Annotated in this window: 21 protein-coding genes and 1 pseudogene; 12 read left to right on the forward strand and 10 right to left on the reverse strand. The window is 58.4% G+C overall.

Going from position 1 to position 22,202, the window contains the following annotated elements:
- Nucleotides 1–8: 8 nt before the first annotated feature.
- Nucleotides 9–1,586 (forward strand): PTS ascorbate transporter subunit IIC, encoded by a 1,578-nt coding sequence (locus I6J26_RS08975; protein WP_115021304.1) that lies wholly within the window; start codon nt 9–11, stop codon nt 1,584–1,586.
- Between the two features lie 329 nt (nt 1,587–1,915).
- Here I6J26_RS08975 and I6J26_RS08980 read toward each other — a convergent pair whose 3' ends face one another.
- Both I6J26_RS08980 and I6J26_RS12930 read right to left on the reverse strand, forming a co-directional pair.
- Complete coding sequence (locus I6J26_RS08980) at nt 1,916–2,422, reverse strand: GNAT family N-acetyltransferase (protein ID WP_115021305.1); 507 nt, start codon at nt 2,420–2,422, stop codon at nt 1,916–1,918.
- 37 nt (nt 2,423–2,459) lie between these two features.
- Complete coding sequence (locus I6J26_RS12930; protein ID WP_239121752.1) at nt 2,460–2,894, reverse strand: hypothetical protein; 435 nt, start codon at nt 2,892–2,894, stop codon at nt 2,460–2,462.
- A 71-nt stretch (nt 2,895–2,965) separates the two neighbouring features.
- Here I6J26_RS12930 and I6J26_RS12985 point away from each other — a divergent pair.
- Nucleotides 2,966–3,199: pseudogene (locus tag I6J26_RS12985) on the forward strand (3'-5' exonuclease); the annotation flags it as partial.
- Between the two features lie 58 nt (nt 3,200–3,257).
- On the opposite strand, the gene I6J26_RS08995 reads toward I6J26_RS12985, so the two are convergent.
- Both I6J26_RS08995 and I6J26_RS09000 read right to left on the reverse strand, forming a co-directional pair.
- Nucleotides 3,258–3,887 (reverse strand): hypothetical protein, encoded by a 630-nt coding sequence (locus tag I6J26_RS08995; protein ID WP_115021306.1) that lies wholly within the window; start codon nt 3,885–3,887, stop codon nt 3,258–3,260.
- Nucleotides 3,887–5,392: an AAA family ATPase gene (locus tag I6J26_RS09000; RefSeq protein ID WP_115021307.1), complete on the reverse strand. Its 1,506-nt coding sequence runs from the start codon at nt 5,390–5,392 to the stop codon at nt 3,887–3,889. The genes I6J26_RS08995 and I6J26_RS09000 overlap by 1 nt, the downstream gene beginning before the upstream one ends.
- On the opposite strand from I6J26_RS09000, the gene I6J26_RS09005 reads away from it, so the two are divergent.
- The 7 genes from I6J26_RS09005 (at nt 5,391) to I6J26_RS09035 (ending at nt 11,991) form a co-directional block, all read left to right on the forward strand.
- A complete protein-coding gene (locus I6J26_RS09005) occupies nt 5,391–6,167 on the forward strand; it encodes a GntR family transcriptional regulator (protein ID WP_115021308.1) in 777 nt (258 codons plus the stop codon). The two genes, I6J26_RS09000 and I6J26_RS09005, sit on opposite strands and share 2 nt — an antisense overlap.
- Nucleotides 6,168–6,361: 194 nt before the next feature.
- On the forward strand, nt 6,362–7,501 hold the full coding sequence (locus tag I6J26_RS09010; protein WP_181815341.1) for an extracellular solute-binding protein: 1,140 nt from the start codon (nt 6,362–6,364) through the stop codon (nt 7,499–7,501).
- A 3-nt stretch (nt 7,502–7,504) separates the two neighbouring features.
- Nucleotides 7,505–8,395: an ABC transporter permease gene (locus I6J26_RS09015; protein ID WP_115021309.1), complete on the forward strand. Its 891-nt coding sequence runs from the start codon at nt 7,505–7,507 to the stop codon at nt 8,393–8,395.
- Nucleotides 8,383–9,303 carry an ABC transporter permease gene (locus I6J26_RS09020; RefSeq protein WP_115021310.1) on the forward strand — a complete coding sequence of 307 codons (921 nt, stop codon included), beginning with the start codon at nt 8,383–8,385 and terminating at the stop codon, nt 9,301–9,303. The genes I6J26_RS09015 and I6J26_RS09020 overlap by 13 nt, the downstream gene beginning before the upstream one ends.
- 14 nt (nt 9,304–9,317) lie before the next feature.
- Nucleotides 9,318–10,445, forward strand: coding sequence for an ABC transporter ATP-binding protein (locus I6J26_RS09025; protein WP_115021311.1), 1,128 nt, complete (start codon nt 9,318–9,320; stop codon nt 10,443–10,445).
- Nucleotides 10,445–11,086, forward strand: coding sequence for an HAD family hydrolase (locus tag I6J26_RS09030; RefSeq protein WP_115021312.1), 642 nt, complete (start codon nt 10,445–10,447; stop codon nt 11,084–11,086). The genes I6J26_RS09025 and I6J26_RS09030 overlap by 1 nt, the downstream gene beginning before the upstream one ends.
- A gap of 17 nt (nt 11,087–11,103) precedes the next feature.
- Nucleotides 11,104–11,991, forward strand: a complete 888-nt coding sequence (locus tag I6J26_RS09035) for an endonuclease/exonuclease/phosphatase family protein (protein ID WP_115021313.1) — start codon at nt 11,104–11,106, stop codon at nt 11,989–11,991.
- 126 nt (nt 11,992–12,117) lie between these two features.
- Here I6J26_RS09035 and I6J26_RS09040 read toward each other — a convergent pair whose 3' ends face one another.
- Nucleotides 12,118–12,672, reverse strand: coding sequence for a CAP domain-containing protein (locus tag I6J26_RS09040; RefSeq protein WP_115021314.1), 555 nt, complete (start codon nt 12,670–12,672; stop codon nt 12,118–12,120).
- A 485-nt stretch (nt 12,673–13,157) separates the two neighbouring features.
- On the opposite strand from I6J26_RS09040, the gene mmuM reads away from it, so the two are divergent.
- The 3 genes from mmuM to I6J26_RS09055 are packed head-to-tail and all read left to right on the forward strand — an operon-like array spanning nt 13,158 to nt 15,029.
- Nucleotides 13,158–14,048, forward strand: a complete 891-nt coding sequence (gene mmuM / locus I6J26_RS09045) for a homocysteine S-methyltransferase (RefSeq protein ID WP_115021315.1) — start codon at nt 13,158–13,160, stop codon at nt 14,046–14,048.
- Nucleotides 14,049–14,092: 44 nt separating this feature from the next.
- Nucleotides 14,093–14,479, forward strand: coding sequence for a hypothetical protein (locus I6J26_RS09050; protein ID WP_115021316.1), 387 nt, complete (start codon nt 14,093–14,095; stop codon nt 14,477–14,479).
- A 58-nt stretch (nt 14,480–14,537) separates the two neighbouring features.
- On the forward strand, nt 14,538–15,029 hold the full coding sequence (locus I6J26_RS09055; RefSeq protein WP_115021317.1) for a gluconokinase: 492 nt from the start codon (nt 14,538–14,540) through the stop codon (nt 15,027–15,029).
- 512 nt (nt 15,030–15,541) lie between these two features.
- On the opposite strand, the gene I6J26_RS09060 is transcribed toward I6J26_RS09055, so the two are convergent.
- The 5 genes from I6J26_RS09060 to I6J26_RS09080 form a co-directional block, all read right to left on the reverse strand.
- Complete coding sequence (locus I6J26_RS09060; RefSeq protein WP_115021318.1) at nt 15,542–16,936, reverse strand: GntP family permease; 1,395 nt, start codon at nt 16,934–16,936, stop codon at nt 15,542–15,544.
- A 119-nt stretch (nt 16,937–17,055) separates the two neighbouring features.
- Nucleotides 17,056–18,213, reverse strand: coding sequence for an alpha/beta hydrolase (locus I6J26_RS09065; protein ID WP_115021319.1), 1,158 nt, complete (start codon nt 18,211–18,213; stop codon nt 17,056–17,058).
- A 257-nt stretch (nt 18,214–18,470) separates the two neighbouring features.
- Nucleotides 18,471–19,853: a hypothetical protein gene (locus tag I6J26_RS09070; RefSeq protein ID WP_115021320.1), complete on the reverse strand. Its 1,383-nt coding sequence runs from the start codon at nt 19,851–19,853 to the stop codon at nt 18,471–18,473.
- Between the two features lie 419 nt (nt 19,854–20,272).
- Nucleotides 20,273–20,881, reverse strand: a complete 609-nt coding sequence (locus tag I6J26_RS09075; RefSeq protein ID WP_115021321.1) for a cation transporter — start codon at nt 20,879–20,881, stop codon at nt 20,273–20,275.
- A 50-nt stretch (nt 20,882–20,931) separates the two neighbouring features.
- Nucleotides 20,932–22,131, reverse strand: coding sequence for an MFS transporter (locus tag I6J26_RS09080; RefSeq protein WP_115021322.1), 1,200 nt, complete (start codon nt 22,129–22,131; stop codon nt 20,932–20,934).
- Nucleotides 22,132–22,202: the final 71 nt, after the last annotated feature.

Consider the following 22,202-nt stretch of genomic DNA (forward strand, 5'->3'; position numbering starts at 1 on the left):
GGCCTACAATGGATTTCCTACTATCAATCGCAAATTTTGTTGTTAATGAGATCCTTTCGGTCCCAGCGTTTCTGATCGGTCTCATTACCGCTGTGGGTCTCGCCGCGATGGGTCGCGGTGTGGGCCAAGTTCTGGGCGGCGCTATCAAAGCGACACTGGGCTTCCTGCTCATTGGAGCCGGCGCCGGCCTTGTTGTGGCATCGCTTGAACCATTGGGAACAATGATCGCGGGTGCAACCGGTGCTCAAGGCGTGGTTCCTACCAATGAGGCGATCGTGGGCATTGCCCAGGAGCAGTTTGGTAGCCAGGTCGCCTGGATCATGATTCTCGGCTTCGTTGTGTCCCTGCTGCTCGCCCGCTTCACCCCGATGAGCTACGTCTTCTTGACCGGCCACCACGTTCTGTTCATGGCTACCATGCTCACCATGGTGTTGGCCCCGGCTGGCTACTCTTCCTGGATCGTCGTCCTCTTCGGCGCCGTGCTGCTCGGTATCCTGATGGTCTCCTTGCCGGCGATTGCGCATCCGTGGACCCGCCGAATCACCGGCGATGATTCGATTGCCATCGGCCACTTCGGTACGGCCGGATACCTCGCAGCAGGTGCGGTGGGCAAGGCCGTCGGCGGCAAAGGAAAGAAGATGTCGCCTTCCACGGAGGAGCTCAAACTTCCTGAGGGCCTGCGCTTCCTTCGTGATTCCATGGTTGCAACAGCCTTGTCTATGGCGCTGATGTACATCGTCCTTGCGCTTTTGTTCATCGCCCGTGCCGGTTCCGAAGAGGCATTCACCGCTTTTGAAGGTGGTGCAACCAACGTGGGCAACTATCTCATGCAGTCCTTTACTCAGGGCCTTCAGTTCGGTGTTGCCGTGGCGGTAATTCTGTTTGGTGTGCGCACCATTTTGGGCGAGCTCGTTCCTGCATTCCAGGGTATTGCAGCCAAGGTTGTCCCCGGCGCTATCCCCGCGCTTGATGCGCCGATTGTCTTTCCGTATGCACAGAACGCGGTTTTGGTGGGCTTCATTTCTTCCTTCATCGGCGGCCTCATTGGCTTGGCGGTTCTGTCGCTGTGGCTTAATCCGGCTTTCGGCGTTGCGCTGATTCTTCCTGGTCTTGTACCGCACTTCTTTACCGGTGGTGCGGCCGGTGTGTATGGCAATGCCACGGGTGGGCGTCGTGGCGCAATTTTTGGTGCCTTTGTCAACGGTCTGCTCATCACCTTCCTTCCGGCCTTCCTGCTAGGCGTCCTTGGCTCCTTTGGCTCTGCCAACACGACATTTGGTGACGCTGACTTCGGCTGGTTCGGCCTCCTTCTGGGCTGGTCCACGCGCGCCAATGGCGCCCTGGGCCTCGTCTTCGTTGCGCTGTGCGGTGCGGCTGTCTTCGTGCTGGGTTGGGTATCGCAGCGCAAGCTTGTCGACGGGCACTGGGACCCCACTCCCTGGCGCCCCACGCCGGGCGAAGGATCAGCAGCCACCACCGAGAGTGATGTAGAACCACTCGCTGCCGGCCAGACTGCAGCCTCCAAGAAGTACCCCAAGGTTCTGCCGCCTGACAGGGCGCCGTTGCCGCCCTCGCGGATCTCATAATACGGCTCTAGGTTAGAGAACGTACGCGTATCACGGAGGGGCCGCGCCGCAAAGCAATGGGAAGTGGCGGCGCGGCCCCAGAGTGATAGGGAAGAAGGGCGGGTTTCCAGCCTTCTGTGTAGGGGGCATCTTTGACAGTAGGGGTGGGGTTGGACATCGCTGCGAATGATTCGAACATGAGGGTCGAACAGCCAGTCGGATAATGCAGCAAGCAAGGATGTGGGCACACTTGAGGCGGTCCTTGACTCACACGACGACGTGATGTGTCAGTGCTTTACCGATGATAAGCGGTACCCGGTTGAGGGATGAGAGGCGTGGGGCGCCTAGCTCTAAGAAAGCCTGTACACCTCGTAGTCATTCGGCACTCCTGCGCCGGGGACGTGCTGCAGACCGAGCTTCAAGGCTAGGGCAATCGACGCCTCGTTGGTGGGATCGATGATGGCAACGACAGGAAGCTGTGGGAAGCGCTCGCGCGCACTGGTAATTGCAGCGGCAGCCGCCTCCTTGGCGTAGCCTTTCCCTTGGGATTCGGGTGCGAAGCGGTAGTAAAGGTTGAGCACTTCTTCACCTGCTTCCTCGCTATGACGCACACCGGTAAAGCCTACGGTCCTGCCATCAAGCGTGGATACCACGTAATAACCCAGCTGCTTCTCACGCCAATTGGCTTGCCATGCGCGAGATAGCTCCACGGCTTCTTCTCTAGTCTTCATGGCAAGTTCAGGTCGGTGCTCGTACGTACGGGCATCCGAGTGAATGGAAAAGACGGCGTCAATGTCGGTATCCGTAGGCACCGACAATGAAAGCCGCGGGGTGTGGAGGGCGAAGTCGTGTTTCATGGGGAGTCCTGTTATTGAAGTTCGCAGTGCTCCCAATCTATCCAATCTGCACGCGTGTGGTGCAATCAATCTTGGCGTAGGGGCGTCCCTTTTTATCAACGCTGGTCATTGCGTAGTTGCCACCGTAGGCGCGGCAACCTGTGTAGTTGTCCACCGGATTGCCGGGCGCCGGTGCAGCTGGCACTTGGTAGGCGGGTGCAGCTTGCTGGGCTTCCTGCTCCGCACGACGGGCAGCCTCCGCGGCCTCTTGTTCCGCACGGCGAGCTGCTTCTTCTGCTTCACGTTGCGCGGCTTCTGCAGCTTCGCGCGCGGCCTCTTCTTCGGCGTGCTTCTTTTCGCGTTCCTCATTGGCAAAGGAAATCTCGTGATCCAAAGACTCTTTTCGCTCAGTGGAGTCCTTCTTTAGTTCGTCGAGAAGCTGTGCTTGTTCCTTGCCAAACGCTTCTTTCTGAAACTCAGACTGCTCCGCCATGGCCTTCTCCAATTTGGTTATGGCTAACTTGGCGGTTGAGCACGGGGCGGCGTACCTCCCGGGAGCGCCCGGTGGCGGTGATGACGATGCACAACGCCAAGGGCTTGGAGTTCACGCACGTTATCCTGCTCGACGTGAGCAGCGAGGCCTTGCCGCAGCGCTACCTGTTGAAGGGCCTAGCGCCCGCCGAGGCCGATGAAGCGCTGCAGCGCGAGAGGGCCTTGCTCTACGTGGCGGCCTCGCGTGCCCGTGACGTGCTTCTGGTGAGAGTGGTCGGGGAGGCTTCGGAACTGCTGCCGGTTTAAGAATCGAGCAGCTTGCGCGACCTGTTTCCGACGTGACCGGTCTATTGGACAGGTGCCATTAGAGAGTCCGAATTAGGTCTTCGCACCTTCTGTAGAGCTCTTCGAAAGAGGGACAGCCTTTGAGATAGCTAACATTGGTGATGTTTTGCAACCAAGTTGAACGATCCCGTTCAAAGCGGTCCCGGCGATTCCGTTTTCCTCCGCGATCTTCGGCCCATTTACTGTGGATTTCGAAGAGTCGTTCCTTAGCTGAGCAATGCTCAATGGTCTTGTATGGAACCAGATCTGGGGAATCCATCCCCGGGATAGTGCTTCGAAACTCGGGGTGATGGAGAGCCCACAGGATCCAGGCTTCGGTTTCTTTAACTGGGATGACAGGGATCACCGGGGCATCTGTGGCGGTGTCGATACTGGCTTGGTTCGCAGCTTCCTGGATTTCCTTTAGGCGGTCATCGGCACCGGCATTGTCGGCATCGCGGTGAACAAAAACAACATGAGGTTGGACTTGTTTGAGGAGATTGTTCAAACCACCGAGCACAGTCTTATCTCCACTGGGGTAAGGGGCAATTTCAACCCGTGAATTGAGATCGCATCCGACAGACAAGAGGGTTGCCTCTAGGATCGATCGGAGGCCATCGTCACTGGAACCTTCGCGGAGGAGCTGCGCGTAGATATATGGCTCAGCCATTAAGCCACCTCGTACGGGCGTTTCAGAGACACGGTGAGGATTTCATCGACGGCAGTAGTGATGACTGCAGGGGTCGTGGGATCCTTAGTACGCCAATTCTTCCGGCTTTGAACTGGAAGTAGCCGAAGTGAGTTGTCTCGTCGACGGCCTTCGGCCACCAGCAACTCATCCCATTTCTCCTGGTGCAGGGAAAGATAGGCAGGGGAGTGAGAGTTAACAATCATTTGCTGCAGGGGATTTTCCTCCCCAACTTCTTCAGAAGGGTCTACCGCAAGTTCATGCAGCAACTCATACATTGCGTGGAGCTTATCGGGGTAGATTCCGTTTTCGGGTTCTTCGAAACACAGGACATCGCGTGCAGTGGGATCGATGGCAAGCAACCCCAATGCAATGAACCGGAGGGTTCCGTCGGAAAGTGCACGTGCAGGGAGCAAAGGAGCGTTGCCAATTTGAGCTTGCAAGGTAATCAGCTGACGTGAGTTGTCGATATCAAGGTCGAGCTTGCGAACATCGACGAGATCCAACAGCGTGTCTTCGAGCTGAACCGTGGCCTGAGAACCCATGACTTGGGAAAGTCGCGCCAATGTAGCTGGAAGATTGGAGCCGCGTTCATCGATTTCAGTTGGTCCGTTCATCGCGCTGGGTGAGCGCATAGCACTGGGCTCAAGACCGAGCAGTTTCCACGAACTCAGTTCCAAACAGGCAGCGTAAATCGCTGAGTAGTCTGAATTTCGTCCAAAGGCGTAAAGCACCGTGTTACCTGCTTCGCTGAGCGGACTGCGTGGATTCCTACCTCGTTGTCCGGACGTTGCTTCGATGAAACCGTCATCAGTTGGCCATATGAAGGGCTTCGTGGAACCTTTACCTTTGATGGCGGTTTTCCTGAATTTGTCACTTGCCCAGCCAAGTCGTGCTTTGGCGTCACCCTTTGTGAGTGGGGCGAGCCTTTCCCGTTCTAACTGAATTTTTCGAACGATCTGTCCTAGACTGCCGGTTTCCTCGATGAGCTTGATGTCGAGCTCATAACGAAGATAAGTCGTTGTGACATCAACCTCCTGCCCAAAATCGTCGTAAAACGCCGGCGGAACAATCATTTCCGCTGCGAAGCTGATGCGATTATCGTCGCTTCCAAAAATTTCACCAATGTCTCCGCGAAGACCACGAAGACTGACGGCTGCGTCATTGAGCTTCGAACTGGCGGTGGAGCCGAAGAAGGAAATGGCATCGAAGATGTTTGACTTACCGACAGCGTTACGCCCGACGATGCACGTGTAGGGGCCAAAATCCACACTGAAATCCTTGAGATTTTTGAAACCGTCTACTTCGAGTCGCGTGAGCATAGGTTCACTATAACGTGGTTGCAGATATTGAGCGCCGAAGTTGCACATCCCAATGGTGCTGCGCATTGCTTCATTTTGTTTGAGCGCGAAGTGAAGAATGAACCCTACTTTGTAGTTGACTACTGTGGTTGTGAAGCTGCCGTACGTGAAAGGAAACCGGACCATGCCTGAGCAGCAACCTAAACGCCGCCCGCGTTATGCGCAGATCGTGGATGCGCTGCGCTCGGACATCGACAAGCAGGTGTTCCCTGTGGGCAGTTACCTGCCGTCGGAGGCGGCGTTGGCGGAGCGCTTTGGAGTCGCGCCAGGCACCATGCGTCAGGCCTTAAAGGTGCTTGTGGAGGAAGGCGTGCTCAGCGCGCGGCGCGGGGCGAAGAAGATTGTGCTGCGTGCGCCGCGGAGTTCGTCAGAGTTTGGGGAGTTTCGTAGTTTTGCACAGTGGGCGTACAGCCAGGGCAAGGAACCTGGGGGAGAGGTTCTGTCGCAGTCTTGGCTGAAGGCTAGTGAGTTGGACGCTCGGTTGCTGCGCGTGGAGGAAGGCGCACCGGTGCTCAATGTAGTGCGTGTGCGCACGCTTGACGGTGTGCCGGTGATGCTGGAGCATACGCACTACCCGCAGAGTATCGGTGTGCTGGTGGCAGATTTGCCTAAGGACACGCCGTCGGTGACCAACGTCCTGCGAGCAGAAGAGGATGTTGAGTTCGTTGCGGCGGACCACGTATTTGGCGTGGGGGCCGTGACGGAAGCGGAGGCGGCGGCCTTGCAAGCGGTGGAAGGCACACCGCTGCTCGTCCATCGACGCGTGAGTCGTGACCGCTTTGGCACGCCATTGGAGCGGTCGGAGGATAAGTATTTGCCTAACTCGGTGTCTTTGGCGGTGTCGAATACGGAGGCAAGCAACTCGTTGAATTGGACGTCCGACCAAAGCTTCGATTTGTAGCTCTGGGGGCTGTTTTAGGATGTGCTGATGGGGGTCAGCGAAAGTGGGGAGGGGGGTGTTAAACCGGGGGATCTGTTTTGTTGGTCAAATCTGCACGTGGAGTTAACCCGCCGTTCATAAGGTGCTGATTACCTAGTCGTTGGAAAGTTCACTAGTGAGGTTTTTAAACCTCGGCACAGAAAGCACCTACTCTCATGTTCAAGAAGTCACTTCGCACAGTTCTCGCCGTTCCGCTGACCGCACTCACTGTTGTCACCATGACCGCCTGCTCCTCCGCCGGAGAGAGTGAGGAAAGCGCCAACTGGCGTGAAGCCACCACTCTGGAAGAGGGCGGAGGAATGGACGCCCTCATCGAGGCCGCACAGGCCGAGGGTGAGTTCAACACCATGGGCCTTTACGAGGATTGGGCCAACTATGGTGAGCTGCTCAAGGTCTTCGGTGAGAAGTACGACATCAAGATCAACAACGACGTGTCCTCCGGTGCATCCCAGGATCTCATCAACGCCGTCAAGAACCGCAAGGGGCAGGACAACTCCCTCGACTACCTGGATACCGGCGTGGGCTTTGCCGAGCAGGCCTCCAAGGACGGTCTGCTGGCTGAGTATGCTCCGGAGACTGTCGGTGACATTGACAAGGACAAGCAGTCCGCAGAAGGCACCTGGTACAACCACCTCGGCGGCAACATGGCCATCGGCTGCGACGCCTCCCAAGTTAAGGAGTGCCCGAAGGATTGGGATGACCTGCTCAACCCAGAGTACAAGGGCAAGGTTGCCATGGCCGGTGACCCGACGTCCGGTGAGGCCGGCTTCATGACTGTCATGGCTGCTTCCCTGGGCAATGGCGGTTCCCTTGATGACATTCAGCCGGGTATCGATTTCTTCGGCGAGCTGAAGAAGACCGGTAACTTTCTTCCGGTAGCCGCTTCTGCCGGCACCATTGAGACCAACGAAACCCCGATTGTTATCAACTGGGACTACCTGCTCGCACCGATTGCTCGCGACCTCAAGTCTTCCGGTGTTGATCTGCAGATTGCTCTGCCGGAGAAGACCGTCTCTTCCTACTACGCAGCCTCCATCAACGATGATGCCCCGCACCCGGCCGTTGCCCGTCTGTGGTTCGAGTTCCTCTTCTCCGATGAGGGACAGAACCTACTGCTTGAGGGCTTTGTGAAGCCAGTTCGCCTGCAGTCCATGATTGATGCCGGCACGGTTAACGAGGAAGCTCTCAAGGCCCTGCCGGAAGGCTCCCGTAAGGATTACCCGCAGCCGTCACTGGAGCAGCGCGATAAGCTGCACCCAGTCATGGTTGAAGGCTGGGGAAAGGTCATGGGCTAGTCCATGACTACAAAGACTGATACAGCGCACGCGGCCCCCGTGGGAAAGGCCAAGAAGGCTTCCACCTCGAAGGCCGCATGGGCCACTCTGCTGCCACTCGGTATCATCCTTACCCTCTTTTTCATCGTGCCGATTGTGGGTATGGCGATTACCTCCTTGCAAAGCGGTTCCGATGGTTCGTGGACCACGGAGAACTACCAAGCCATGATGCAGGGCAACCGGCTGCGCGCCATGTGGAACTCAGTTCTGGTGTCTCTGATTTCCTCGCTCGTAGCGCTGGTTATCGGTCTCATCGTGGCGTGGTGTATCACCTACATCAAGTCCCAGGCACTGGACTCAGTCACCGCAGTGGTGTCCTCGGTGCTGTCGAACTCTGGTGGAGCACCGCTGGCCTTCTCCTTCATCGTGCTAGCCGGCAACACCGGCTACCTCGTCTCGCTGCTCGTGGCGGTAGACAAGGGATTCTCCCTGTACTCCATCAAAGGCTTGGTCCTCATGTACCAGTATTTCCTTATCCCCACCGTGGTGCTGCTCATCCTTCCATCCATCAAAGCGCTGCGTACTGCTTGGAAGGAAGCGAACACCTCCCTGGGCGGTTCTGCACTGACCTTCTGGAAACGTGTCGGCCTGCCAATCCTGGCGCCGACCATCCTTGGCGTGTGGATTCTGGAGTTCGGCGCGGCTTTCGCCACGCATGCCTCGGCAGCAGTACTCATCGGTACGGGTACCTTCCCGCTCATCGTTCTGCAGATTGCTGCGGAGATGGGTGCCTCTGCCACCAGCGGTGGTGAGCACATCGCTATGGCTATGGGTCTGACCACCACCGTTATCGCAATCATCACTCTCGTGGCTTTTAACGCCCTGCAGAAAAGGAGCGCACGATGGCTCAAGTAAGCCCTAAAACCGGCAAAGCTCTGGCCTGGATTCCGGTGGCGCTGCTTGGCGTCTTCATCGTAGCGCCCCAGCTGGCCATGATCCTCTATGCCTTCTTTGCCAACGGTCAGTTCACCCTCTCCGGGTTCCAAGGCTTGTTCGATGATTCAGCCTTTTACTCTTCGCTAGGTCTGTCAGTCATCATTGCGGTCACTACCGTGGTGGTTCTCATTATCACCCTGGTTCCGGCCGTTGTTGCCGTGCACCTATGGGCGCCAAAGCTCAGCGGAACCCTGTCTATCCTGTGTACCCTCCCACTGGTCATCCCAGCCATTGCTCTAGTGGCGGGTCTGCTACAGATCCTGCGTACTATGTCTGCGACCGGCCGTGGTACCCCGCTTAACGCTTTGTCGATGACGTTGCAGAACAATGATTTTCCCATCGCGCTCATCGGCACCTACGTGGTGCTGTGCCTACCGTTTACCTACCGCTCAATTAACGCTGCGTTGAGTTCGATTCCTCTGAAGGTGTTCTTTGAGGCGTCGTCAAGCCTCGGCGCCGGCACATGGAAAACACTGTTCTCCATCGTGCTGCCAAACATCCGTGGCTCCATCTTGTTCTCCGCATTCTTTGCCTTTGCACTGGGCTTCGCGGAGTACACCGTGGCCTCCGTGATGTCCGTGAGGACCTTGCCGGTGTACATGACCACGCTGTCGGCCACTAACTTCCGTGCATCCATTGCACTATCCATTCTGTCCAACTTCATCACGTGGGGACTGCTTGCACTGGCTATGGTGACCGCCGAGCGTGCGGGAAAGAAATCTGCGCGCAACGCACGCCGCTCGAAGGCCTCCGAGAAAGCAGAAACCCTCGACACAGCCGCCGCCGTTGCGACACCTGCGACGTCTCCTGCACAGTCCGCATCATGACAAGGAAAGATGACATGACTACACCAACGACAAAAGCCAGCGTTAAGAACGCGGACAACCGCGTCCACAGCCCGGCTCCCATCGCACCGAAGTCTGAGCCGCTGTCCGTGAGCTTTCAGGGCATCAACAAGTCCTACACCGCCAACGGCCCGCTTGTGCTCAAGGATATGAACCTCGACATCAAGGCCGGTGAGCTGCTCACCGTGCTGGGACCATCCGGCTGCGGTAAGACCACAACACTGCGCATCCTTGCTGGTTTCGAAGCGCCGAACTCCGGCGACGTTCTGGTGGGTGGAAAATCCATCGTGCGTACCCCTGCAAATAAGCGCAACATGGGCATGGTATTCCAGTCCTATTCGTTGTTCCCCAACCTCACCGTGGCGGAAAACATTGAGTACGGTCTGCGTATTCGCAAGATGGACAAGGCAGCCTCGCACCGTCGTTCAGCCGAACTGCTCGAGGTTTGTGGCCTACCAGGTTTTGGTGACCGCTACCCAGATCAGCTCTCAGGTGGTCAGCAGCAGCGCGTGGCCCTGGCCCGTGCGTTGGCCATTGAGCCGCAGGTGCTGCTCCTAGACGAACCTCTCTCCGCACTTGACGCCACCGTGCGTTCCCAGCTGCGTGATGAGATTCGCCGTGTACAGCAAACAATGGGTACCACCACGCTGTTCATTACTCACGATCAAGCAGAGGCTCTCGTCATCGCGGACCGCGTGGCTGTCATGAACGGCGGAATTGTGGAGCAGCATGCCGCACCGGTAGAGCTGTACTCCCGTCCTGCCTCGCCCTTCGTGGCGCGCTTCGTGGGAACAATTAATGAATTTGCGGTGCCGAAGGCATGGACGAGCGCAGACGACCTGCCACTGAGCATGGACCCAGACAAGGGAGATGACATTGTCTTCATCCGCCCGGAGGCTCTGCAGCTCACTGCGGACGAGAAGTCCGATGCGATCGTCACCGATCACGCCTACATGGGTGATCACATCCGTGTATCCGTGAAGCATCCTTATGCCCGTGGCGGACACTGGACCGTTCAGATCCCATCCCGCGAGGCCTCTGAGACGCCGGTAGGTGCACGCGTGACACTGGGGCTTATTGACGACGTCGCGCTTCGCCTCCCCGCCTCCGAGGTCACCGATTAATGGCGGAGCTTACTTGTTCTGCTGCGGTCTTTGACTGCGATGGAACACTTATTGATTCCGAGCGTGTTTGGCTCGATTTAATGACCCGACTCCTCGAAGAGCGTCACCTTCGTGTTGAGGACGTAGGTAGCCTGCAGGGTATCACCGCCGCCGAGGCTGCGGAACGTCTTGCTGTCGCCACAAGCTCGCGCCGCGACGAGTGTGAAGAGGAGATTGGCCGCCGCTATAGTACTGCGCTCGCCTCTATTACTGAGCCCATGCCTGGGGTTCTGGAGCTGCTCACAGCACTGGACGGCGTGATCCCCATAGCGGTGGCCACGAATGGGTGTCGAGTGGATGTGGAAGCGATGTTGGGCCGGGTGGGCGTCGCCAAGCATGTGCCCCATATGTTCACCATCGATGATGTGGAGTGTGGCAAGCCCGAGCCGGATCTATATATCAATGCCTGCGCCGCGATGGGACACAGTCCTGAGACAGTTGTGGCTTTTGAGGACTCCGCTGTGGGTGCTCGCGCTGCGTTTGCAGCCGGGTGCCGTGTCGTGGGCCTAGGCCCGGACGTGCCTTCTGAACTCATCGTTGCTCGGGCTGCGAGTCTCGCCGCCGTGGGCTTTGATGCTGCTCGACGCACTTTCACCCTGTAGAGAAAAGAGGAGATAAGATGTTTAGCTTGCAAACGTGGAACCTATGGTGGGGCGGCACAAAAGTTGATGACGGACACCGCAAAATGGTGGAGATTGTGCGCAACCACGGCGCCGATATCATTTGTACTCAGGAGTGCTACAAGGATTGCGCCCGCGCGGTTTTCGAAGAAATCGGCCACCACCACGCGCAGCAAGACTTTGATTGCGCGGTGTCCACTGCCTTCGACGTGGAGCTGCTTGAGACCCCGACCGCGCCCTACGCTACGGCAGCATGGGTAGCGATACCTGCTGCATCGGGAGTTCCGCGCCGGGTACTGGTGTGGTCTGTGCACTTGGCACCGTGGGACTACGGGCCTTACGCCGCACTGAAGGGCGAAGACCCGACGGTAATTAATACGCAGCCGGAGGAACGCCAGCGACAGGAACAGATTGCAGAGATACTGAAACTGACCGCCCAGTTAAGTGACTCCTCCACGCCTGTCATTATCGCTGGTGATTTCAACAGCCCTGCCACTATGGACTGGACGCAGCGCAGTGATAGGCCGGATTACCAGTGGCTTCCTACGGATGCGCCTCTCAAGGCTGGCTTTACCGATGCCTACCGAGCTATCTACCCCGATGCCGCTACGGTGTGGGGTGATACGTGGTCTCCCATCGAGCCGCTGGACAAGGAACCGCGTGACCGCATCGATTTCATCTTTGTGAAGAACCTGGTGGTCTGTGGGGCTCTTACCCGCGGCGCCCTCGTGGAGAGGGAGGAGGGCTACTCAGAGCCTGAGCTCGGTAGCGTCTCCCGATCTTTTGCTCCCATTGGTACCTCCGCTCAGCTCATCCCGAACCAGTCCGGCAACGAGTACCCGAGTGACCACAACATTGTGGAGGTACAGCTCGACTTCGTGGATTAACACCGCGACGGCACCGAGGCAAAACGTGACCACATCGACCGTGTGGAGATGCCGCCAGAGTGGCGTGGCGGCAGCGGTCGGCCGAGGGGCGTTCTTGATAAACGTGCGGTGCGTAATTATCGCCGTTTAGCGCCCGAAGTTCTGTACAGCGTACAGCTTGCCTTCGGGGGTGGTGGCCAAGCCGATGCCCACGGACTTGGCGCGCGGGTCAAGCAGGTTCTTGCGGTGGCCCGGGGAGTCCATCCACAGCTGCACCAGGCGGGCATCGCTGTAGTCGGTCCATGCCTGGAGAACGTTCTCGCCACCAGCCGGCAGATTGGCAGGGTAGTGGGTCCAGTAGTTCGGGCGGTGGCGGGTGACGCCATCGCGGCTGAGGGTGTTGGCCCAGTCCTGTGCCAGGTTGGTTAGGTTGGCATCAACGCGCAGAGGAGCGAGGCCATTAGCCTTGCGGTGTGCATTAGTTTGATTAATGAGACCCTGGGCGCTGGCGGAGGTGGACGGAGCCTGCGCAACCGGGCCAGCAGCGGCTGGGGTGGCGAAGCCGAAGGAGGCCGGATTGAAGGCGCCGAAGGAACTACCAGCCTGAGCAGGGGCGTTAATGGAACCAGCGAAGAGTGCGGCGGCTGCTGCGACCGGGGCAATAATCTTCGTGGCGGTGCGTCCAAGCTGAAGGCGGAACATTGTGGTTCCCCTTTCTATATCGGGCCTCAAGCGGCGGTATGAATCCCGCGTGGCGTGCGGTTGTTTCCACCTAAAATTAAAGCTTGCGATGCCTTGGAAATGCTAGCTGACCAGCACCGTTAAGGATTGCACTTAGGTTTGCGGCGCTTCTCCACCTGGTTCTAAGGGTTTATTGACTTTCGGGCTCTTTTTGCCTAAATTTGCATAGTTTGATTCAGAAACTAGGGCGAGTGGGGGCGGGGATCGGGGGTGGCTGCTCAGGGTCACAGTCGCGCATCCCGGGCCTTTAGTTGATGACGGGTCAACTATGTCTAAAACCTTGGGTGTTTCTATGGAAAATTATGGATTCTTCCTGGGAATGGATAATTTGCACTTATGTGTGGCGGTTGAGGGAAAGGCGACGCCTTCACACACAGCGCCACTGTGGACGCAGTGCGGGGCATAGCTCGGCCACTGGATACAAGCAGCTGTTAGGCTCAAACAGCATGGGACTTTTTGATGCGCCACTGCTTTTCGACGGCGGGCTCGGAACCCTTCTCGAAGCCCAGGGGTACGACATTTCAGGCCCGTTGTGGTCAGCGCGAGTGCTGCGTGAGAACCCCGCGCTTATCAAATCAGCCCATGCTGCGTTCTTTGCCGCTGGCGCCCAGGTGGCCACCGCAGCCTCCTATCAAGTCACCTTCGATGTTCTTGGCGAGGAGGCGGAGGCCCTTCTACGCCGCAGTGTTGAGGTGGCTCGTGGGGCGGTTCGGGAGGTCGTCGATAAGCGCAGTGCTCATCCTCACCTGCTGGTCGCCGCATCCATTGGCCCCTATGGTGCGGGTCCGGGCACGGGTACCGATTATGACGGGGCCTATGGCCTTACCCGCGGTGAGCTGAAGCGCTGGCATGCTCGCAGGGTAGCGGTGCTCGCGGATACGGACGCGGATTTCCTCCTTGCAGAAACCATCCCCAACGTTGATGAAGTCGCAGCCCTGCTGGAACTTCTCTCGGATCAACCCAAGCCCTTTGCGCTGAGCATTACCGGTGCTATTGCTGCTGACCCGGCGAAGCTATCGCGCGTTATCGAATTGGCCAATCACGCACCGCGGTTGGGCGCTATGGGTGTGAACTGCGTGAGTCCTTCGCAGGCGCTCGCGGTGGTGAATAGGCTTCGTGCAGGGACAGATAAGCCGCTGCTGGCTTGTCCCAACAGTGGTGAGTCCTGGGATTATGGTGCTCATGACTGGGGGCCGGCTCCTGCCGAGACGATGAGCCTGCCCGAGGCTGCGGTGGAACTGCGCGCGGCTGGGGTTCGCCTGCTGGGTGGTTGTTGTCGCGTGGGTCCTGCTGGGATTCGGCGGATACGCGAAGCTCTCTTTGTAGACAGCAAATAGCAAACGCTGAGACAATCCCTCTGTTGTGGGGATACAGTATTCCTATGAAAAAGTTACGCCTTATTGCCGCAAGCGCTGCGTTACTCGTTGCGTCTTTCTCCGTGCCCGCCGCCAACGCTGAGCTAACCCAGACTGAGCGGGACCAATTCCGCACTGATCCCGTCGGGGCGATTGCTTGGCAGGCAATCAAGGGCTCCTCGGAATACGTGCGCGCCGATGGCAACACCATGATGGCCGCGTCTTTCTTCTCCATGACGAGGCCGGGGCAGGACATCGGCCTGCCTGCGCTGCAGAACTGCGCTGAGCGTGTGGGCTCGTCCTCCCCGGAGGGCGGTGTGCGCTACGTGGCGGCCGCTCTGTGCGCCACCTTTGACCCGAACGCTCGTGGCGAAGTGCAACGCGGCGACTTTGGCTACGCGCCACTGCGCTAAGCGCGCAGCGTTATATCGCGCTACGTCAGGTAGCGCGCGGCATTCTTAAGGAGGATTGATGCGCAAGCACGTCGTGGTTATGGGAGTCTCGAGCTGTGGCAAGTCTACGGTCGGGGAGTTGCTAGCACAGCGCACTGGCCTGCCCTTTCGGGATGGGGACGATATGCACCCGGCGGCGAACATCGAGAAAATGGCCTCGGGGCAGGCGCTCAATGACCTCGACCGGCAACCCTGGCTCGAATCGATCGGGCGCTTCCTTGCGGAGCACGAGAATGGAGCCATCGTCGGTTGCTCTGCACTCAAGCATTCCTACCGCGAGATCATTCGTGCCGCAGCGCCGGACACCGTATTTGTGCATCTGCACGGCTCTTATGAGCTGCTCAAGGAGCGCATGAGCCATCGCGTTGGGCACTTCATGCCAGTGTCCTTGCTTGATTCACAGTTCGAGACGCTCGAGGATCTGCGGCCAGAGGAAGCAGGGCTGGTGCTGGATGTCAGCGCCGCGCCGGAGGACCTTGCTGCCGCGGCGGCCGAGTACTTGCGGGCTTAGCTGGTGCTTCCTGACTTAAGTCATGGGTGGATGAGCAACGCCACTCTTGACACTGCTACTTGGTGTTGTTCGGCGGTGGGGTGGGATTGTTCAGCGCACTAAAATGGCCTAAGTCTGAAGGGCGTCCTGCAGAAGGCATCTGGCAAAAGGCATCTTTGGGTCTAAAAACGCCATCTGCAATAAGTAAATGGCGTTTTCAGCCGTGAAAACGCCTTATGACTGGTGCCTTTTGTCAGACGCCTCCAGCATGCCAATGAAGGCACGCAAACGTTGCACGTTGCGAGGGGCGCGAAGAAGGCATTCCGTTTCGCGAAGGCAGATACGTGCAGTGCACTTCGGAAACGGCCGTTGTGACCCGGCTTAGGCCGTTGGAGGGTGAGCAACGTCTCTCTCGACGCTGCTACCTGGTGGTTTTCGGCGGTGGGGTGGGATTGTTCCGCACTAAAATGGCCAAGTCAGGTTTCCGGGTTGGCTGGTGCTTTCGAGATCCTGCCGCTGCTCCAGCTGCGGCGCTAGAGCAGCGCGGCGGCGCCGTAGAAGATAAGGACAATGCCGAAGCCGATTGAGGAAATCAGCGCTTGGTTTACCGTCCAGGTCCGCAGCGTGGTCGATACGTCCATGCCCATGAGCCGGCCGACGAGCCAGAAGCCCGAGTCATTGACGTGGCTGCCAAAGACGGAGCCGGCCGCGGTAGCAAGCGTGATGAGGACCAGCTGAATTTCATTGAAACCGCCGGCCTCAACGGCGGGCACCATCAGTGCGGCGGCCGTGGTGAGAGCAACGGTGGCTGAACCTTGCGCCAGGCGCAGGGCTACAGCGATGAGGTAGCAGGCCAGGATGACCGGGATGCCGAGACCGGACATGGAATCTGCCAAAGCATCACCGATACCGCTTGTGCGCAGCACACCGCCGAACATGCCGCCGGCACCGGTGATGAGGATGACAGAACAAATGGGGCCGAGGGAAGACTCCACAGTCTTTTCAATTGCGCTCTTGCCTTCGCCGCGGCGCAGACCCAGCACGGCCATCGCCACCAGAGTGGTAATCAGCAAAGCGATCGGAGTCTGTCCCAAGAAGATGAAGAAGCGTACCCACGTGGCAGAAGGATCGACAACCCCAGCCGTGCCCAGTGTGGTCAACCCGGTATTGCCAAAGATAAGCACCATCGGGATGAGCAGAACCCCGATAACCGAGGCAGGGGAGGCCGGGCGATCCGGCAGCTCGGCGTCGCTGACGAGCGCACCGGTTACGGCTTCTTCCAGACGGAACGGGTACTTCTTTCCCAGGTGAAGTCCGAAGCGGTAGCCGGAGAGATACCACGTGGGCAGTGCAACGAGGAGACCGAAGATGAGGATCAGGCCGATGTCCGCGCTGAAGAACTCACCGGCGGCGACAGGTCCCGGGTGCGGTGGCACGAAGACGTGCATGACGGAAAACGCGCCGGCGGCGGGGATACCGTAGGCCAGGACTGGGCCATCCAAGCGCCTGGCGACGGCAAAGATGACCGGCAGCATCACCATGAGTCCCGCATCGAAGAAGATGGGGAAGCCCATGATGAGCGAGGCTACGCCCAGTGCTAGGGGTGCTTTGTTTTCGCCGAAGAGTTTTACGAGGGCGTCGGCAAGCGTTTTGGCGCCGCCGGAAGTCTCCGCCAAGCGTCCGATCATGGCGCCCAAGCCCACCAGCAAGGCCACGGAACCCAAGGTCGAACCGAAGCCACTCGTCATGGTCGGAACCACGCCATCCAGCGGGATGCCAGCGGCGAGGGCAGTCAGCGCGGAGACAGTGACGAGGGTGACGAAGGCGTGCACCTTGAAGTGGATGACGAGGACGAGGATGACGGCGATGGCCGCCACCGCAATTCCCAACAGTGGTCCGGTGCCCAATGTGGGCTCCCAAGTATCCATAACATTCATAAGCACTGACTTTAGTTCGACAGTGTGCGGTGTTCTAGAAGTTCACTGGTGGGGAACCTCACGAAAGAAGGGGGTGAAGAGGGGGTGTGTCGGCAAACTCAGCGGACGCGTTACTCCACCCCGAGTACTGGGCCCACCGTGGCCCAACTGATGGCCAGTTCACGGCGGAATAGGCCCCACGTGTGTCGCCCTGCCGGAAGCTCGTAGTAGTCAAGGTCAACGCCGGCGGCGGTGGCTTGCTTGGCGTAATGGGCACTGCACCAATAGTCCAACCTTTCATTAAGGCCCAGCGCGGGTAAAGGTGAGTCCTCAATGTCGACGTCAAAGTCTGCCGGGGCACCGCGAGAGACGATAGCAAAGGTCTTCCGTCCCTTTTGTTGATCGAGGTTGAGAACCGGTGAGTGCTGTGCCCACGCCGGATCCCATGGCGCGCCGAAGGAGCGTGCCGGGTCTGTGCCGTAATACGCCGCACTGACCCACGCAAATCCCTGCGCGAGAACACCCGTGGTCGAGGGGCAGCCGGAAAAGGAACCAGCTACTTTGAACCGCGGATCAAAGGTGGCCAGTTCCAATGCCGGGCCACCAGAGTTGCTGAGGCCGGCGATGCCGTCACGGCCAGTGCCATGAAACTCAGCGTCGATGAGCTGGGGGAGCTCCTTGGTCAGGTAGGTGGCCCACTTGTATTTTCCGTGGGTGTCGTGAGGCTGAGCCCAATCCGACATCATCGAGCCATAAGCACCGCGTGGCGATACGACGTTTACGTGCTTGTCGCGGAAGAACTCGGACGCGCCGCCGCCATCCCACCACAGTGCGTCCTCACCGCCGCCCGCGCCACCGAGCAGGTAATAGGTCGGGCGGGGCTGTGTATTCTCCACTCCTCCCGGCGGGAGAATGATGTCATTGGTGATGACACGGTCCATAGCAGGCGAATAGGCCTTGAACTCCCACACGTTGTCTTGGATGTGCCTCAGCTCGCGCAGCTGTGCTGGTGCTGTGGTCGCTGGCGGGCGAGTCGCTTCTGGTGGTACGACGGGAAGCTTTAGTTGCTGGAGCACGTGGCCCCAGGCGGCGAAGACGTTCTCGCTGAAGAGTACTGGTGCTAAAGGACCCAGCGCGATGGGATCGAATGCAGAGGCGTACTGATCAATATTGGTGAGAGCGCTGCTCATCGTGTCTGGCGCCTGCGCCTGTGCCGGCTGCACGTGGGTAGGGGAGAAGATCAGCCCCACCGAGAGAAGGCCCGCAAGTGCGGAACGAGAGAAATGCATTTGTTCACAATAGCCAACTAGGGGTGCGCAGCGTAAATGGCCTGTGTGCTGCCGCTCGTTGGCGCGAAGGTCGTGTGGTGTTAGTAAAAAAGGGAAGGGCCCGCTACAGAGAAGTAATAGAGGAGCCCGGAGTGTTTAGACAGAAAGAAAACCCCGACCTTGTCGGTCGGGGTTTACTCACTCTCTCATTACCGGACTAAGCGCCGGCGGGCTGCACTCTCTCTGCTGCAAGGGGGCGGCGAGGAGGGGACTGTTACTTAGAACAGGCCCTCAGCCTTCTTGCCGGTGTCCTTTACGGTGATCTCGCGGGAGTCAACGTTCTGGTCGTTGTCGCTGGAGTCGTCACCCTTCAGGCGGGAAATCTGAGTGACCTCGATGTAGTTCTTGATGCGGCCTTCCTTGGTGTTGCCATCGCCGAAGTCCAGGTTGGCAACGCGAGCGGAATCACCAGCGTTAATCGGGTTGGCCAGGGTGACCTCGAAGGAGCGGGTGGAGGTCTTCTCGTTGAAGCCCAGGTCACGGATGTGAGCACCGTTGGAGGAACGCGGGGTGATGAGGCGGTCAACGCCCTTCGGGCCCTCAGCGGTCTTCACGTCAACGCGGTACTGAACAGCCGGGAAGTCGCCGTAGTAGCGCTCGGTACCGACGTTCTCCAGGCGGAGAGCAACGGTGCCGGCGAAACCAGCGTGCTTTGCGCCAGAGGTGGTCAGAACCGGCTTGAGATCGAGCTTCTTCTGAGCCTCGGTAGCCTCGCCCTTGTCAACCTTGTCCTGAAGCTTCTTGTCAGCTTCCTCTTCCTTCTTGCCCTCGGCCTCGGAGACAACCTTCTCCTCCGGAGCAACCTCGTTGTCCTTCAGAACCTCAGCGTCAGTCTCCGGGGACTTCTCCTCCTCAACAACCTTCGGGTCGTTGACGTCGGTGGTGTTCTGAGCGTTCTTGTTCGGAGCGTAGGAGTCAGCGATGTCGTCGTAGAGCTTGACGCGAACTTCGTTCTTCATCGGCTGCATGGCGGACCAGAAGGTCGGGGTGGACCAGGTGCCGTTCGGCTTGCAGTACTGCTGGGTACCGGTCATGTTCAGAACGCGGAAGCCGTAGGTAGCCTCACCGGTGTGGTTCGGCGGAACGTCGTACGGGCCGATGGACTGGCCAGCCTCCCAGGACAGGGAGTAGGAAGCGGAAGCGCCGAGCTTGGTGGCAATCTGGTGGGAGACGCCGAAGGAGCCCTCAGCGCCCTTGCCGGAGCCCTTGCCGCCCATGTTCATGGAGGTGGTCTCGGTACGGTCACCGTTGACGGACAGGGTGATGGACTGGGACTTGGACAGGTCCTGCTGCAGCGGGATGTCCTTCTTGGTCTGGTTGGTGGTGGAGATGGTGCCAGCCGGCATGAAGGTGTCGGTCACCTTGTAGACCACGGTGCGGTGGTCCTCCCACGGGTTACATACCGGACGCGGGTTGAGGACGTTGGCCTTCATGTGGTCGGAACCGTGGGAAGTGTGAACGATCGGAAGCTTGGCGTTGACGGCCGGGGTCTCCGGGTAGGACTCGGTGTGGGTTGCTGCGGATGCAGCCGGTGCGATGAGGGCGGTGCCTGCAATCGCAAGGCTGGCAACGAGGCCAGCGGTACGACGACGCATGGTCATGATTGTTCTCCTGAATGAAAATGCTTGAAAATGTTTGGGGCAATGTGGTGACGCACTTCGGTTTCGCTGTGCTGCGCTGTATCGCTCAGTGCGTGACGTGAAGCCACTCTAAGAGAGCTTTCAGGATCCCGCATCCTGAGGATTGTTAATATTTTTGGGATGCAAAGCACATTTCGATAGGGTGACACGCAGGTAAACAATTGGCTAAGAAAATTGCGTTTACCTCGTCCTTGGCATCTAGACCGTATTCTGGGAAAACGTCTTCTTGACCGTTTGGGCATCAACTAAAGGATGACCTAATCCGGGGGTGAAATGTGTTCAAAAAGAGAGGCTGGGAAGTTACTTTTCGAGTCGCAAGGTGCAAGCAAAATTGCAGAAATTGACGTGCTCGACTTAAAACATGCTGAAGTTAACGACGTCTAGTCCTCTTCGATTTCTGGATCCTCTGCGCGCGCCTGCTCGAAAACCTCAGCTGCCGCGCGCAGGTTGATAGCGCCAATCAGAATTCCCACCACGATGTCCGGCCAGGGACTTGCCCACACCATCATGAGAAGACCCGCGCCAATAATGAGGATGTTGGCGGCCACGTCATTGCGGGCCGCTAGCCACGCGCCGCGCGTCAGGGCGCTTCCATGGCGTAGCTGAATGAGTAGTACTGCGCATACGAGGTTGATGACCATGGCCACGAGGGCGGTGCCAGACAGAGCAAGTGGCTCGGGAATAGCTCCGTTGATGATTTTCCATATCGCCATGCCAAATGACGCCAGCGCAGGAATCAAAATCAGCCCTGCAAGGCCGTAGCTCGCTTTCCGACGCCCCGCCGCCGACCACCTCAGTGCCGCGAGTACCAGCGCGTTGATGAGGAAGTCCTCGAGAAAATCGGCTGCATCAGCAAACAGTGATGCCGAGCCGATGATGCAGCCGACGATGAACTCGCCAAAGAAACCAATGAGGTTCAGGGCTGCAACCCACGCAACGATGCGACGAGCGCGTTGGTTCAAGGACGAAGATGAGAGCTCTTGAGGCATAACCATCGATCTTACTTGGGCGGGCCTCGCCGGCCCACATCGGGCTTGGCTTAGTCCTTGATGACGACATCGTCGTGGCGACGGTGCTTCTCGCCAGCGAAGCCGCCGAATGCAGTGATCAGTGCTACTGCCGCAAGGATGATGATGCCGGGAATTGAGCTCGGGGTGTCGTTAGACGCATTCATAGCTGTGGCCAGGAAGGGAAGGAGTCCCGAAACTGCGGAGGCGATGTTCGCAGAGATGGCCACGCCGGAGTAGCGGACGTTGGCTGGGAAAACCTCGGAAAGAAGGACACCCGATACCGAATACGTAATTGTGACGAGGGAGAGGCCAATGCACACCGCAGCGAGAAGCGTTGCATTGACGACAGTTTGGCGTTCGAAGCCGAGGGCCGTTGTGGCGTACGACAAGACGTAGGTGCTCATGACAAAGAAGCCGCCGATGCCCAGGAAAGCCGCTGCAGAGGCTAGACACAGCTGGGGGAAATGCTCGGTGAAAAGTTCCTTGAGAGAACCTTTCTGGGCGTCTTCATCGGCTTCTGCCTCTTCCTCAAGAGCTTTGTACACCGGGGACTCTTCAGCTTTGTTACGAATCCACAGTGCGATAGCAAGAAATGGGAAAGCGATGAGGAAAGGAATCCTCCATCCCCAGGAGCTGACAGCATCGTCGTTGAGCATGAGGACGAGGGCGAAAGCGCCGGAGGACATCAGGGTGCCGGCGGGGGAGCCGATCTGGACAAATGCGGCATAGCGACCGCGCTTTTCGGCCGGTGCATGTTCGATGGCCATGGTGGTGGCGCCACCCCATTCGCCGCCGACGGCGATTCCCTGAAGTAGGCGCAGAATGACGAGCGCTATGGGTGCCCATATGCCGATTGAGCCGTATGTTGGAAGAAGCCCAATGACTCCGGTTGCCACACCAATAACCACGATGGAGATGATGAGCGCTGGTCGGCGGCCCATTTTGTCACCAATTTGGCCGAAAATAATCGCGCCGAGCGGCCGGGTTAGAAAGCCAACTCCAAATGTGGCTAGGGAGGCGAGGGTTGCACCCGTTCCTGACATGCCGGAGAAAAAGAGCTCGTTAAATACGAGAGCCGCGGCAGTGCCGAAGAGGAAGAAGTCGTACCACTCCAGCGCCGTTCCGACGAAGGCGGAACTGGCAATCCGGAAGACATCTTTGGATTCAACGTGAATTTCCTCGGCACTGGGCGGTGCTGAGGCTGCTGGGGGTTGCTGAGTTGTGGTCATGACGAATGGCTCCTTGTGTGATATGGATGACCGTTCGTGCTGATAGTAGATCTACATCACCTTTAAGCAAA

Origin of the sequence: Corynebacterium minutissimum, assembly GCF_016889765.1 — a bacterium.
In the GTDB taxonomy this organism is placed as follows: Bacteria; Actinomycetota; Actinomycetes; order Mycobacteriales; family Mycobacteriaceae; genus Corynebacterium; species Corynebacterium minutissimum_B.